The sequence below is a fragment of the Edaphosphingomonas haloaromaticamans genome, from assembly GCF_001853345.1.
GTDB lineage: Bacteria > Pseudomonadota > Alphaproteobacteria > Sphingomonadales > Sphingomonadaceae > Sphingomonas_E > Sphingomonas_E fennica.
Window position 1 is genome coordinate 2,415,086 of the sequence record NZ_MIPT01000001.1, and the last position, 13,242, is coordinate 2,428,327.

At 67.4% G+C, this 13,242-nt stretch carries 14 protein-coding genes; 12 read left to right on the top strand and 2 right to left on the bottom strand.

What is annotated here, in order from left to right:
• Positions 1-40: 40 nt before the first annotated feature.
• From ccmC to BHE75_RS11235, 7 genes are read left to right on the top strand one after another with little or no spacing between them, the layout of a single operon-like run.
• Positions 41-757 carry a heme ABC transporter permease CcmC gene (ccmC, locus tag BHE75_RS11210; RefSeq protein WP_015456907.1) on the top strand — a complete coding sequence of 239 codons (717 nt, stop codon included), beginning with the start codon at positions 41-43 and terminating at the stop codon, positions 755-757.
• The gene (gene ccmD / locus BHE75_RS24075; protein WP_139181710.1) at positions 754-885 is read left to right on the top strand and encodes a heme exporter protein CcmD; all 132 of its coding nucleotides are present in this window, start codon (positions 754-756) and stop codon (positions 883-885) included. The genes ccmC and ccmD overlap by 4 nt, the downstream gene beginning before the upstream one ends.
• Positions 882-1,334: a cytochrome c maturation protein CcmE gene (gene ccmE, locus BHE75_RS11215; protein WP_015456908.1), complete on the top strand. Its 453-nt coding sequence runs from the start codon at positions 882-884 to the stop codon at positions 1,332-1,334. Before ccmD ends, ccmE begins: the two co-directional genes overlap by 4 nt.
• Positions 1,331-3,256 carry a heme lyase CcmF/NrfE family subunit gene (locus tag BHE75_RS11220; RefSeq protein ID WP_070933913.1) on the top strand — a complete coding sequence of 642 codons (1,926 nt, stop codon included), beginning with the start codon at positions 1,331-1,333 and terminating at the stop codon, positions 3,254-3,256. Before ccmE ends, BHE75_RS11220 begins: the two co-directional genes overlap by 4 nt.
• Positions 3,253-3,792, top strand: coding sequence for a DsbE family thiol:disulfide interchange protein (locus tag BHE75_RS11225; protein ID WP_015456910.1), 540 nt, complete (start codon positions 3,253-3,255; stop codon positions 3,790-3,792). Before BHE75_RS11220 ends, BHE75_RS11225 begins: the two co-directional genes overlap by 4 nt.
• Complete coding sequence (locus BHE75_RS11230) at positions 3,789-4,196, top strand: cytochrome c-type biogenesis protein (RefSeq protein WP_070933914.1); 408 nt, start codon at positions 3,789-3,791, stop codon at positions 4,194-4,196. The genes BHE75_RS11225 and BHE75_RS11230 overlap by 4 nt, the downstream gene beginning before the upstream one ends.
• On the top strand, positions 4,196-4,825 hold the full coding sequence (locus BHE75_RS11235; RefSeq protein ID WP_015456912.1) for a cytochrome c biogenesis factor-like protein: 630 nt from the start codon (positions 4,196-4,198) through the stop codon (positions 4,823-4,825). The genes BHE75_RS11230 and BHE75_RS11235 overlap by 1 nt, the downstream gene beginning before the upstream one ends.
• Before the next feature lie 124 nt (positions 4,826-4,949).
• Here BHE75_RS11235 and ald read toward each other — a convergent pair whose 3' ends face one another.
• Positions 4,950-6,044, bottom strand: a complete 1,095-nt coding sequence (gene ald / locus BHE75_RS11240) for an alanine dehydrogenase (RefSeq protein WP_070933915.1) — start codon at positions 6,042-6,044, stop codon at positions 4,950-4,952.
• A 135-nt stretch (positions 6,045-6,179) separates the two neighbouring features.
• Between ald and BHE75_RS11245 the strand changes: the two genes are divergently transcribed.
• The 3 genes from BHE75_RS11245 to BHE75_RS11255 all read left to right on the top strand — a co-directional run bounded on the left by BHE75_RS11245 (position 6,180) and on the right by BHE75_RS11255 (position 9,339).
• Positions 6,180-6,665, top strand: coding sequence for an Lrp/AsnC family transcriptional regulator (locus BHE75_RS11245; protein WP_236626827.1), 486 nt, complete (start codon positions 6,180-6,182; stop codon positions 6,663-6,665).
• Positions 6,666-6,788: 123 nt separating this feature from the next.
• A complete protein-coding gene (locus BHE75_RS11250; protein ID WP_015456915.1) occupies positions 6,789-8,708 on the top strand; it encodes a potassium transporter Kup in 1,920 nt (639 codons plus the stop codon).
• A 25-nt stretch (positions 8,709-8,733) separates the two neighbouring features.
• On the top strand, positions 8,734-9,339 hold the full coding sequence (locus BHE75_RS11255) for a photosystem reaction center subunit H (protein ID WP_070933916.1): 606 nt from the start codon (positions 8,734-8,736) through the stop codon (positions 9,337-9,339).
• Here the strand turns inward: BHE75_RS11255 and BHE75_RS11260 are convergent.
• Entirely contained in the window at positions 9,312-10,994 is a 1,683-nt protein-coding gene (locus BHE75_RS11260) for a putative bifunctional diguanylate cyclase/phosphodiesterase (RefSeq protein WP_070933917.1), read from the bottom strand. The genes BHE75_RS11255 and BHE75_RS11260 overlap by 28 nt on opposite strands.
• Positions 10,995-11,237: 243 nt before the next feature.
• Between BHE75_RS11260 and ffh the strand changes: the two genes are divergently transcribed.
• Complete coding sequence (gene ffh / locus BHE75_RS11265; RefSeq protein WP_191225186.1) at positions 11,238-12,701, top strand: signal recognition particle protein; 1,464 nt, start codon at positions 11,238-11,240, stop codon at positions 12,699-12,701.
• 49 nt (positions 12,702-12,750) lie between these two features.
• On the top strand, positions 12,751-13,182 hold the full coding sequence (gene rpsP / locus BHE75_RS11270; protein WP_070933919.1) for a 30S ribosomal protein S16: 432 nt from the start codon (positions 12,751-12,753) through the stop codon (positions 13,180-13,182).
• Positions 13,183-13,242 lie beyond the last annotated feature (60 nt).

A 13,242-nucleotide genomic window follows, 5' to 3' on the forward strand; every position in this document is an offset into this window, starting at 1 on the left:
TCCCCAGCGCGGCGACCTGCTCTAATAGCACGCTCCACGCATGCATATCTTCGCCAATCCCAATCGATTTCTGGGCATCGCCCGTCCGCTGACGCCCTGGCTTGGCTGGGGCGGCGCAGTGCTGACCGCGATCGCGCTCCTTTCCGGCCTCTTTCTCACGCCGCCCGAGCAGTTGCAGGGGGAAAGCGTCAGGATCATGTATGTCCACGTCCCCTCGGCTTGGCTCGGCATGGGCGGCTGGACGGGGATCGCGGTCGCCAGCCTGATGCAGCTCGTCTGGCGGCATCCGCTGGCGGCGGTGGCGGCCCGCGCGGTCGCGCTGCCGGGCGCGTTGTTCACGGCCATCTGCCTCGTCACCGGATCGATCTGGGGCCGGCCGACCTGGGGCACCTGGTGGGAATGGGACGGGCGGTTGACCTCGATGCTGGTGCTGCTGTTCCTCTACATTGCCTATATCGCGCTGGCCGGCGCGACGGCGGATCGGGCGGGCGGCAGCCGGGTGGCGGCGATCTTCGGCCTTGTGGGGGCAATCAACATTCCGATCATCAAATATTCGGTCGACTGGTGGAATACGCTCCACCAGACGGCCAGCATCACGCTCACCAAGAACACGATCGATCCGTCGATCCTGTGGCCGCTGCCGATCGCGCTCATCGGCTTTTCCATGCTGTTCGGCGCGATCGTGCTGATGCGGATGCGCGCCCTGCTTGCCGAGGCGCGGATCGAGGCCCGGCTGAAGCGGATGGCCGACGCATGAACCACTGGCCCTTCATCATCGCCGCCTACGCCATCACCATCGCCGGCCTCGCCGGCCTGACCTTGGCGAGCTATGTCGCCATGCGCCGGGCCGAGGCGCGGGCCGACGCCGTCAGGAAATCGCGATGAAGGCGAAGCATCAGCGCCTCGTGCTGGCGCTCGTCGCGGTCGGCGCGATCATCGGCGCGGCCTTCCTCGCCATGTCTGCGCTCAAGGACACCGCGGCGCTGTTCCGCACGCCGAGCGAGGTGGCGAAGGGACAGGTGCCGGTCGACAAGCCGATGCGGCTCGCCGGCATGGTCGTGCCGGGATCGATCGCCCGCGATGCCGATGGCGTCACCATTCGCTTCCTGCTGACGGACGAGGGGGCGACCGCGCCGGTGCGCTTCAGGGGCATAACCCCCGATCTGTTCAAGGAAGGATCGGGCGCCGTCGCGGAAGGGCGGCTGGGCGCGGACGGCATCTTCGTGGCGGACAATATCCTGGCCAAGCATGACGAACGCTACATGCCGCCGCAGATGGAAAGCGCGATGAAATCCGAAAAGGACAAGGCCGCCAGGCAGGGAAGGCAGCCATGATCGCGGAGGCCGGCCTCGCCGCGCTCTGGCTCGCGGCGGCGCTCGCGGGGCTGGAATTGCTGCTGGCGGTCCTCGGCCTGCGCGGCCGGGGCGAGCTGATGGCGAGCGTGCGCCCGATCGCGGTGGTGCAGGGCATCCTCGTCGCCATCGCCTTCGCCTGCCTCATCATCCTGTTCGTGCGCGTGGACCTCAGCGTTGCCTTGGTCGTCGCCAACGATCATTCGGCCAAGCCGCTGCTCTATCGCTTCGCCGGCGCCTGGGGGAACCATGAAGGCTCGATGCTGATGTGGGTGACCATATTGGCGCTGGCCGGCGGCGCCGTCGCGCTGTTCGAACGCAATCTCAACGAACGCACGCTGATCGCCACGCTGGGCGCGCAGGCGTTCATCGGCCTCGGCTTCTATGCCTTCCTGCTCTTCGCCTCCAACCCGTTCGAACGGGTGAGCCCGCCGCCGGCCGAGGGCAACGGCCTCAACCCCCTGCTGCAGGATCCCGGCCTCGCCTTCCATCCGCCGACGCTCTACCTCGGCTATGTCGGCCTGTCGGTCGCCTTCTCCTTCGCGGTCGGGGCGCTCGTCACCCGCGACGTCGGCCCCGCCTTCGCCCGCGCGATGCGGCCATGGGTGCTGGCGGCGTGGATCATGCTCACCCTCGGCATCACCGCCGGCAGCTACTGGGCTTATTATGAGCTGGGCTGGGGCGGCTGGTGGTTCTGGGACCCTGTGGAGAACGCCTCGCTGATGCCGTGGCTGGCGGCGACGGCGCTGCTCCATTCGGTGACGGTGCTGGCCACCCGCGACGGCCTGCGCGCCTGGACGGTGATGCTGGCCGTCGTCGCCTTCTCCATGAGCATGGTGGGCACCTTCCTCGTCCGTTCCGGCATCCTCACCTCGGTCCACGCCTTCGCGGTCGATCCGCAGCGCGGCGCCTTCATCCTCGGCCTGCTGGTCATCTATATCGGCGGCGCGCTCACTCTCTTCGGCCTGCGCGTGGGCACGGTGAAGGAAGGATCGCAGTTCGAGGCGGTCAGCCGGGAAGGGGCGCTGGTCGTCAACAACCTGCTGCTCTCCGCCATCCTCGGCATCGTCCTGGTCGGCACGCTCTATCCGCTGATGGCGGAAGCGATGACGGGGGAGAAGCTTTCGGTCGGCCCGCCTTATTTCAACAGTGCCGCCGGGCCGATCGCGCTGCTGCTGATGGTGGTGATGGCCGCCGGCCCGCTGCTCAAATGGCGGCGGGACGACTGGCGGCCGCTGGTTGCCCGCCTCGCCGTGCCGGCGCTGCTGACGGCGCTGGCGCTGCTGGCGCTGACCGTCTGGGCGCCGCCCATCGGCATCTTCCCGCTGCTTGGGCTGGTGCTGGCGGCGGGCGTCGCCGCGGCCAGCGTGGCGCCCTTGTGGAAGCGCAAGCTCCGCCGCACGCCTTTGTTCATCTGGGGGATGGTGATCGCGCATCTGGGGGTGGCCGTGGCGTTGGTCGGCATGGCATCCGAAACCGCCTTCACCAAGGAAACGCTGGTGGCTGCCCGGCCGGGCGAAACCCACCATGTCGGCCCCTGGGCGGTTCGCTTCGATGGCGTCGAGCCCGTGGCCGGCCCCAACTGGACGGCGGTGGAAGCCACGCTCACCGCCACGCGCGGCACGTCGCCCGCACGCAGGCTCACCACCCAGTCGCGCATGTTCTATGCGCCGCCCACCGAAACCAACGAGGCATCGATCACCACCGTGCTCGATGGCCAGCTTTATGTCGTGCTCGGCAATTCGGACGATCAGGGCCGCTGGCAGCTCCGCTTGTGGTGGAAGCCGTGGGTGACCCTCATCTGGATCGGCGGCGGCCTGATCGCGCTGGGCGGCGCGCTTTCGCTGCTCGGCCGCGTGCTGCGCGAACGCCGCAGCCGCCTGGCGCAGGAGGCCTGGGCATGAAGCTTCGGACCGTGCGGATCATCCTGTGGGCGCCGTTGATCCTGTTCCTGATCTTCGTCGGCGCCTTCGCCACCGGTCTGATCCGGCCGGAAAGCCGGGTGATCCCGTCCAAGATGGTCGGCAAGCCGCTGCCGCAATTCGTGTTGCCCTCGGGCGCGCCGGGCATGCAGGGCCTTTCCACCGCCGATTTCGCGAAGGGCGAGCCGCGCCTGCTCAACGTCTTCGCAAGCTGGTGCGTGCCCTGCGCGGCGGAGGCGCCCCAACTCACCCAACTGGCCGAAGCTGGCGTGAAGATCGATGCGATCGCCATCCGCGATCGGCCGGAGGATGTGGCCGGCTTCCTCGGTCGCTGGGGCAATCCCTATCAGCGGATCGGCAGCGACACGCAGAGCGCCGTCCAGATCGCGATGGGTTCCGCCGGCGTGCCCGAAACCTTCGTCGTCGATGGCAAGGGCATCATCCGCCACCAGCATATCGGCGAGATCCGGCCCGAGGACGTGCCCGCCATCCTGGCGGCGGTGAAGGCGGCGCGATGAGGCGGCTGGCGATCCCGCTGGCCATGGCGATGGCGGCGCCCGCGCTGGCGGATTCGGCGATGCCCCCGGCCGAGCTTGCCTACAGCCAGCTTCCCGATCCCGCGCAGGAGGCCAGGGCCGCCGCGCTGATGAAGACGCTGCGCTGCCTCGTCTGCCAGGGCCAGTCGATCGCGGATTCGGATGCGGAGATGGCGGGCGACATGCGCGCGCTCGTCCGCAGTCGCATCGCCGCCGGCGAAACCCCCGATCAGGTGCGCGGCTGGCTGATCGAGCGTTATGGAAATTGGGTGAGCTACGATCCGCCGCTCGATCGGCTGACATGGCCGCTCTGGGTGCTGCCGGCGGTGCTGATCGCAGCGGGCGCGTGGCTTGCCCGCGGCCGGTTCAGGAAAAGGAAGCACTGATGGGCTGGGCGATCATCGCGGCGATGGCGCTGGCCGTGCTCGGCCTGCTGTGGAAATTCGGCCGACTGCCGCGCGGCGGGCTGGAATTGACGGGCGCGGCCCTGTTCCTCGGATTGGCGGGCTATGCCTGGCAGGGCAGCCCCACGCTGGCCGGCAGCCCCACGCCGCCCCGCGCCGCGACGCGCCAGCCGGATACGGCGACGGCGCAGGAGCGGGCGGCGATGTTCCCGGAAGTGGGCGGCGACGCCAACGTCCTCCAGGCCGCGCAGAACCTGCATGAACAGGGCCTCGATGCCTATGCCATCGCCACGCTCCGCGCCGGGCTCAACCGCAATCCGCGCAGCGCCGATCTCTGGGTGGGGCTGGGCAATGCGCTGGTGGTCTATGCCGATGGCCGCATGTCGCCGGCGGCGAAGCTCGCCTTCGATCGCGCGGCGCAGATCCAGCCCGATCATCCGGGGCCACCCTTTTTCCTCGGCCTCGCCTTCGCCCAGGCCGGCCAGTTCGATCAGGCGGAAGCGATCTGGCGCGGGCTGCTGGCGCGCAGCCCCGAAAACGCGCCCTGGCGCGGCGATATCGAACAGCGCCTCGGTCAGCTCGAGATGATGCGCGCGCAGATGGGGCGTTAAGCCCAGAACCACATTCCTAGGAAAGGCTGCGGATACGACAAGGCCGGGATCGCCTTCCCCGGATAAGGGACTGGGGGAAGGCGATCCCGGCCTCCTGCCGGAACTGACGGGGGGNGGGGGGAAGTCAGTTCAACGGCAGGTTAAGGGCTTCGGCGACGGCCGCGTGGCGGATCTTGCCGGCGGAGATGTTGAGGCCGGCCGCAAGGTGCGGATCGGCTGCCATCGCGGCTTCGGCGCCGAGATTGGCGATCTTCAGCGCGAAGGGCAGGGTGGCGTTGTTCAGCGCGAAGGCGGAGGTGCGGGCGACCGCGCCCGGCATGTTGGCCACGCAATAATGGATCACGCCTTCCTCGACGAACACGGGGTCGTCATGGGTGGTGGCGTGGCTGCTTTCGAAGCAGCCGCCCTGGTCGATGGCGATATCCACCATCACCGAACCGCGCTTCATCGTCTTCAGCATGTCGCGCGTCACCAGCTTCGGCGCGGCCGCGCCCGGAACCAGCACGGCGCCGATCACCAGATGGGCTTTGCGCACCGCCTCGGCGATCGCCGCCTTGGAGGCATAGGCCGTCTTGATCTGGCTGGAAAAGAACATGTCCAGCTCGGCCAGCCGCTCGTTATTGATGTCGTAGATGGTGACGTCCGCGCGCATGCCGACGGCCATCTGCGCGGCATTCACGCCCGCCACGCCGCCGCCCAGGATGGCGACGCGCGCCGGCGCCACGCCGGGCACGCCGCCCAGCAGCACGCCGCGCCCGCCCTGTTCCTTCTCCAGATAATGCGCGCCCACCTGCACGGACATGCGGCCGGCGACTTCGGACATCGGCTTCAGCAGCGGCAGCCCGCGATTGCTGGACGTCACCGTCTCATAGGCGAGGCAGGTCGCGCCGGATTTCATCAGCCCTTCGGCCTGCGGCTTGTCGGCGGCGAGGTGTAGATAGGTGAAAAGGATGTGGCGCGGCTCCAGCAGCGCGATCTCGCCCGGCTGCGGCTCCTTCACCTTCACGATCATGTCGGACTGGGCGAACACCTCGGCCGGGGTCGCGACGATGCGCGCGCCCGCGTCGATATAATCCTGGTCGCTGAAATCGATGCCGTCGCCGGCCTTGGTCTCCACCACGGCCTCGTGGCCCGCGGCCACCAGCTCCGCGACGGAGGCGGGCGTCAGGCCGACGCGATATTCGTGGTTCTTTATTTCCTTGGGTATGCCGATCCGCATGACCGCCTCTCCATCGCAATCCTGATGGCAAAGGAATATAACTCGATAGCGCCCGCAAATCCGTGCAAAGATGGGTGCTGCTCATCAGGATATACGCATGGTTCCGTCATGAAGGCCCCGAAAATCGGAGGATTGATGCAAGGAAGCCCGGATGGGCAGATCGACCGAGTCGATCGCGGCATCATGAAGATGCTCGCGGCCGATGCGCGAACCTCCGTCAGCCGCATTGCCGAGCGGGTAGGACTTTCGCAGTCGGCCTGCACCCGGCGCATCCAGGCGATCGAATCCACGGGCCGGATCAGCGGCTATGGCGTGCGCTTCGGCCTGCGCCGCATGGGCTTCCGCGTGACGGCGCTGGTGGACATCACCCTCAACACCCAGGTGGAGGAGGAACTTGCCCAGTTCGAGCGCGCGGTCGCCGGCATCATCGGCGTGGTCGAATGCAACCTCGTGTCGGGCGCCAACGATTACCGGCTGAAGATCATCTGCCGCGACCTCGACGATTATGAACGCATCCATCGGGAACATCTGGGGAAGCTGCCGGCGGTCAGCACGATCAACAGCAGCTTCGTGCTGCGGTCGATTCCCACGCGGAGCGAAGCCGATGCGATGCTTGCCTGAGGTGGACCGATCCGGCGGGCGTTGCGGGGGGCATGGCCCCATGCTAGGGGCCGCGCCGGTCGCCGCCTGCTGGGGCAATAGGGGTGGACGCCGTTCCGTGGACAGAACAGGGTCCATTCTTCGATGAGCAGTGAATCGATCGAGCATCATGCCGGTCACGGCCACGCGCCCGAGGGCGCCGGCCTGCTGAAACTTTCGCTGGGCGCCATCGGCGTCGTCTTCGGCGATATCGGCACCAGCCCGCTCTACGCTTTCCGCGAAACCTTCGCGGGCCATCATCCGCTCACGCCGGACGAGCTGCATATCCTCGGCGTCCTCAGCCTGATCTTCTGGTCGATGATGCTGGTGGTGACGATCAAATATGTCTCCATCATCATGCGGGCCGACAATAAGGGGGAAGGCGGCAGCCTGGCCTTGCTGGCGCTGATCAACCGCCGCGCCCAGAACAAGCGCTGGTCCAACGGCATCATCCTGCTGGGCGTGTTCGCCACCGCCCTGTTCTTCGGCGATTGCATGATAACGCCCGCCATGTCGGTGATGTCGGCGGTCGAAGGCCTTACCGTCGTCGAAAGCGGGTTCCAGCCGCTCGTCCTGCCGATCTCGGTGGGTATCCTGATCGTGCTGTTCATGATCCAGTCGCACGGCACCGCCCGGGTCGGCATGCTGTTCGGGCCGATCATGGTGATATATTTCCTGGCGCTGGCGACGCTCGGCCTCATCCATATTGCCGCCGATCCCACCATCCTGCGCGCGCTCAACCCGCTATACGCCATCCGTTTCTTCTGGACGGACGGCTGGACGGCCTTCCTCGCGCTCGGCAGCGTCGTGCTGGCTGTCACCGGGGCCGAGGCGCTCTATGCCGACATGGGCCATTTCGGCCGCAACCCCATCCGCGTGTCATGGATGGCCTTCGTGCTGCCCGCGCTGATGCTCAACTATCTGGGGCAGGGGGCGATGATCCTGGCGATGGACGCCGCCACCGCGGCGGAGGCGATCCACAACCCCTTCTTCCTGCTGGCGCCCGACGAGTTCCGCCTGCCGCTGGTGCTGCTGGCGATGGCCGCCACCGTGATCGCCAGCCAGGCGGTCATCACCGGCGCCTTCTCCGTCACCCATCAGGCGATCCAGCTCGGCTTCATCCCGCGCCTGCGCATCACCCACACCAGCGCCAGCACGGTCGGCCAGATCTACATCCCGGTGATCAACTGGTCGCTGATGGTGATGGTGATCCTGCTCGTGCTGAGCTTCCAGACCTCGTCGAACCTCGCCGCCGCCTACGGCATCGCCGTCACCGGCGCGATGCTGGTCGATACCTTCCTGCTCGCGGTCGTGCTGTTCAGCCTGTGGCACTGGAACAAGCTGTGGGCGGGCTTCCTCGTCGCGATCTTCTTCCTGGTGGATATCGCCTATTTCACGGCGAACCTCACCAAGGTGCCCGATGGCGGCTGGTTCCCGCTGTTCGTCGGCTTCGTGGCCTTCACGCTGCTCACCACCTGGGCGCGGGGCCGCTATCTGATGATCGAGCGGATGCGCGAAGCCGCGATGCCGGTGAAGGTGTTCGTGAAGTCGGCGGTCAGCTCCGCCACCCGCGTTCCCGGCACCGCCGTGTTCATGACCTCCACGCCCGAAGGCGTGCCCCACGCGCTGCTCCACAATCTGAAGCACAACAAGGTGCTGCACGATCGCGTGATCCTGCTCACCGTGAAGATCGAGGACATGCCCTTCGTCGATTCCGACAACCGGGTCGCGATGGAGGATCTCGATCAGGGCTTCTACCGCGTCGTCCTGCGCTTCGGCTTCATGGAGGAACCGGATGTGCCGCAGGGGCTGGCCAGCGTCACGGGTTGCGGGCCGAAGTTCAAGATGATGGACACCAGCTTCTTCCTCGCCCGGCAGACGCTGCTGCCCTCGTCCCACCCCGGCATGGCGATCTGGCGGGAAAAGCTGTTCGCCTGGATGCTGCGCAACGCCGAAAGCGCGATGGAATTCTTCAAGCTGCCCACCAACCGCGTGGTGGAACTCGGCAGCCAGGTGGAGATTTAGTCTCCACCTGAAAGGCGGGACGCGGATGGAGGATATCGCCGGCTGGATCGCCCCGGCCGCGACGATGGTCGCGGCAATGATGACGGCTGCGAATCTCGGCTCGCGGATCACGGGCTGGGGGTTCGTGGTCTTCACGATCGGGTCGGTGGCATGGACGGTGGTGGCGATCTCCACCGGCCAGCGGAACCTGCTGGCGGCCAATATCTTCCTTTCGGGCGTCAACCTGATCGGCATCTGGCGCTGGCTGGGGCGCGAAGCCCGGCTCGACGATGGCGCCAGGGCGGCGCGGAGGCGCAGCCGCGCCGCTGCCGTGCCGGATCTGTTCGCGATAACCGCCATGGAAGGGCAGCCGCTGAAGGGGCTGGACGGTGCCCATCTCGGCTCCGTCGCGGGCGCGACGGCAGAGGTCGCGAGCGGCAGGATCGCCTATCTGCTTGTCCGCATAGGCGGCGTCGCCGGCATCGGGGAGAGCTTTCGCGCCCTTGGCTGGGATGCCGTCACGCCCGAGGGAGACGGCTTCCGAACGGCCCTTTCGGAACCGGCGCTCGCCGCCTTGCCGGAAGTGGACCCGGCATGCTGGCCTGCCGCCGCAGCGGACCTTCCTCAGCCGAAGATGCGCGGCCCTTCATAATCGGCCACACCGGGGCCGGCCGCCGGGCCGCGTCCGGGCAACAGCATGCCATGTTCCGCCAGCAGCCGGCGAACCTGGTTGACGGTCATCGGCTTGCCATAATGCCAACCCTGGCCCTTGTGGCAGCCGATCGCCTTCAGCTGCTCGATGATGCCCGCATCCTCGATCCCCTCGGCGGTGATCGGCAGGCTCAGGCTTTCGCCCAGCCGGGTGATGGCGGTGACGATCGCGGCGCTTTCGGGGTTGTCTGTCATCGACAGCACGAAGCTCTTGTCGATCTTGATCCGGTCGAAGGGCAGCGCCCGCAGATGCGCGAGGGAGGAATATCCGGTGCCGAAATCATCGAGCGCCAGCCGGATGCCCTGATTCTTCAGGCTGCCGATGATCGATTGGGCAAGCCCGAGATTGTCGAACAGCGATGTCTCGGTGATCTCGATCTCCAGCCGGCTGGCGGGAAAGCCGGTCTCGACGAGGAGCTTGACGATCTTCTGCGCCAGCCACGGGTCCTTGAGCTGGCTGGGCGAGATGTTCACCGAAAGCGTCAGCGCCGGGTCCCAGCCCTTTGCCTCTTCGAACGCCTGCCGCATCACCGCTGTGGAAAGATCGCCGATCAGCCCGCATTCCTCGGCGATCGGGATGAAGATGTCCGGGCCGATCACGCCCTGCACCGGATGGTCCCAGCGGGCGAGCACCTCGAAGCCCTGTATGCTGCCGGTCGAAAGATCGATCTGCTGTTCGTAATAGGGCACGAACTCGCCCTTGGGGATGCCGTCGCGCAGGCCCGCTTCGATGGCGTTGCGTAGCTGCAGCTCGCGCTCCATCGACGTATCGAACCAGGCCACGCGATTGCGGCCGCCGCGCTTCGCCGCATACATGGCGATGTCGGCGCGGCGCATCAGCGCTTCCATCTCGCCGCATTCCCGTTCCGACCGGGCGATGCCGATCGAGGCAGTCACATGCGCGCGCGCGCCGTCGAGATCGAAGGGGGAGGATAAGCGGGCGGCGATGCCGTCGGCCATGGCGTCGATATGGGCGGTGCTGCCGGCCTCGGTCAGGACCGCGCAGGCGAATTCGTCGCCGCCCAGCCGGGCGACCAGCGCGCCGGGGGGCAGGGCGCCCTCGATCGCGGCGGCGCAGGCCTTCAGCAGCTTGTCGCCGACGCCGTGGCCGTGCAGGTCGTTCACCGTCTTGAAATGGTCGAGGTCGATCATCATCACCGCCATGGCGCGGTTCCGGCCGGCCCTTGCCAGCAGCGCAGCGCCGCCGTCCCCGAGCGACCGGCGGTTGAGCAGGCCGGTCAGCGGATCGCTTGCCGCCAGCGAATGGGCGCGTTCCTCCGCCACGGCGCGTTCGGACACTTCATGCTGCAGGTCGCGATAGCGCCGCCAGCCGAACAGCAGCAGGGCGATGTTGAGGATGACGGCGGTGGTGAGCAGCCGATCGCCGTCGCTGACCGCCACGTCGCCCATCAGCCTGCCGAAGAAGCGGCCCATCATCGTCCCGCCCGTCCAGGCGAACAGCAGGATCGCTGCGACCGTGATCCCGCCCGTCACCATATCGCGGCGGGCGCTCGTCAGCCCCGTCAATTTTCGCGCGTTGCGCCGCCAGATGCGCCAGGCCAAGGACCGCTCCCATTGGGTGTGATGGCTCTCCATCGGCCCCAAGGGGTGCAAATTCTGTTAAACCCGCAAGAAAAAGGGGATGGAACCGCGCAATTGCCGTAACGGCAGCTCGCCTGCCTTGCGTTCGCGCCCGCGATCGGCTAGGCGGCCCCGGTTCGTTCCGCATCGAACGCGACGTTGAAGCGCCCGAGGGTGCACGCTGGCCGGCGAGGTTTCGCCCGCCGGCGTATTTGCGTTTGGAGCGGGATGGAAGGGTTTAACGGCCGGAGTGTGGCGATGTTCGAAAGTCTGAGCGAACGGCTTGGCGGCGTTTTCGACCGTCTGCGCGGCCGTGGCGCGCTGAACGAGGCGGATGTCCGCGCGGCCATGCGCGAGGTCCGCATCGCCCTGCTCGAGGCGGACGTGGCGCTCCCGGTCGTCCGCGAGTTCGTCGACAAGGCGACCGAGAAGGCCGTCGGCCAGCAGGTCCTGAAATCGGTGACGCCGGGCCAGCAGGTCGTGAAGATCGTCAACGATGCGCTGGTCGAGATGCTGGGTGCCGAGGCATCGGACCTCGATATCGATGTCACGCCGCCCGCCGTCATCATGATGGTCGGCCTGCAAGGCTCGGGCAAGACGACGACGACAGCCAAGATCGCCAAGCGGCTCACCGAAAAGGGCCGCAAGAAGGTGCTGATGGCATCGCTGGACGTCAATCGCCCGGCCGCCCAGGAACAGCTCGCCACGCTCGGCACCCAGGCGTCCGTCGCCACCCTGCCGATCGTCGCCGGCCAGCAGCCGGTCGATATCGCGAAGCGGGCGCTCCAGGCCGCGAAGCTCCAGGGCTTCGACGTGGTGATGCTCGACACCGCCGGCCGCCTCCACGTCGATCAGGCGCTGATGGAGGAGATGAAGGCGGTTGCCGAGGTTTCGGCCCCGCATGAAATCCTGCTCGTCGTCGACTCGCTGACCGGCCAGGACGCCGTCAACGTCGCCAAGAGCTTCTCGGAACAGGTGCCGCTTACCGGCGTGGTGCTCACGCGGATGGACGGCGATGCCCGTGGCGGCGCCGCGCTGTCGATGCGCGCCGTCACCGGCAAGCCGATCAAGTTCGCCGGCACCGGCGAGAAGCTCGACGGGCTGGAGCCGTTCCAGCCCGCGCGTGTCGCCGGCCGCATCCTCGGCATGGGCGATGTCGTCAGCCTCGTCGAAAAGGCGGCGGAGACGATCAAGGTCGAGGAGGCCGAGGCGCTCGCCGCCAAGATGGCCAAGGGCCTGTTCGACATGAACGACCTGCGCGCCCAACTCAACCAGATGAAGCGCATGGGCGGCCTCGGCGCGCTCGCCGGCATGCTGCCGGGCGTCAAGCAGGTGAAGCAGGCGATGTCCTCCGGCGCCGTCGACGACAAGATCCTCGTCCGCATGGATGCGATGATCTCGTCGATGACGCCCAAGGAGCGCACCAAGCCGGAAATCATCAACGCCAAGCGCAAGATCCGCATCGCCAAGGGCAGCGGCACCACCGTGCAGGAAGTGAACAAGCTCCTGAAGATGCATCAGGAAATGTCCACCGCGATGAAGAAGATCCGCAAGATGGGCGGCCTCAAGGGCCTGGGCGCCCTCCTTGGCAAGGGGGGGCTGGGCGGCGGCCTCGGCGGATTGATGGGCGGTGGCGGCGGCATGCCGCAGCTTCCGCCCGGCGGCCTGCCCGGCCTCGGCGGGGCGCTCCCGCCCGGCTTCGACAAGTTCGGCAAGAAATAAGCATTCCCAAACCGTTCAATCCAATCCAGTTCAACAGAAGGAAGTCACCATGTCCGTTTCCATCCGTCTCGCTCGTGGCGGCGCCAAGAAGCGTCCTTACTACCGCATCGTCGTCGCCAACTCGCGCGCTCCGCGTGACGGCGCCTTCATCGAGAAGATCGGCACCTACAATCCGCTCCTCTCCAAGGACGATCCCGCCCGCGTGACCGTGAATGTCGAGCGCGCGAAGCATTGGCTGGCCGTCGGCGCGCAGCCGACCGACCGCGTCGCCCGCTTCCTCGACGCCGCCGGCGTGAAGGAGCGTGCGGCCCGCAACAACCCGAAGAAGGCCGAGCCGGGCGAGAAGGCCAAGGAGCGCGCCGAGGAGCGTGCGGCCAAGCTCGCCGCTGCCGAGGAAGCCGCCAACGCCCCGGCCGAGGAAGCGCCCGCCGCCGAAACTCCGGCCGAGGAAGCTCCGGCTGCGGAAGCCGCCGAGGGCTGATTGCGGCATGAGGCGCGGGGCCGCACGCCGCGCGCCTCATCCTGGTGAAGGGAATGGATG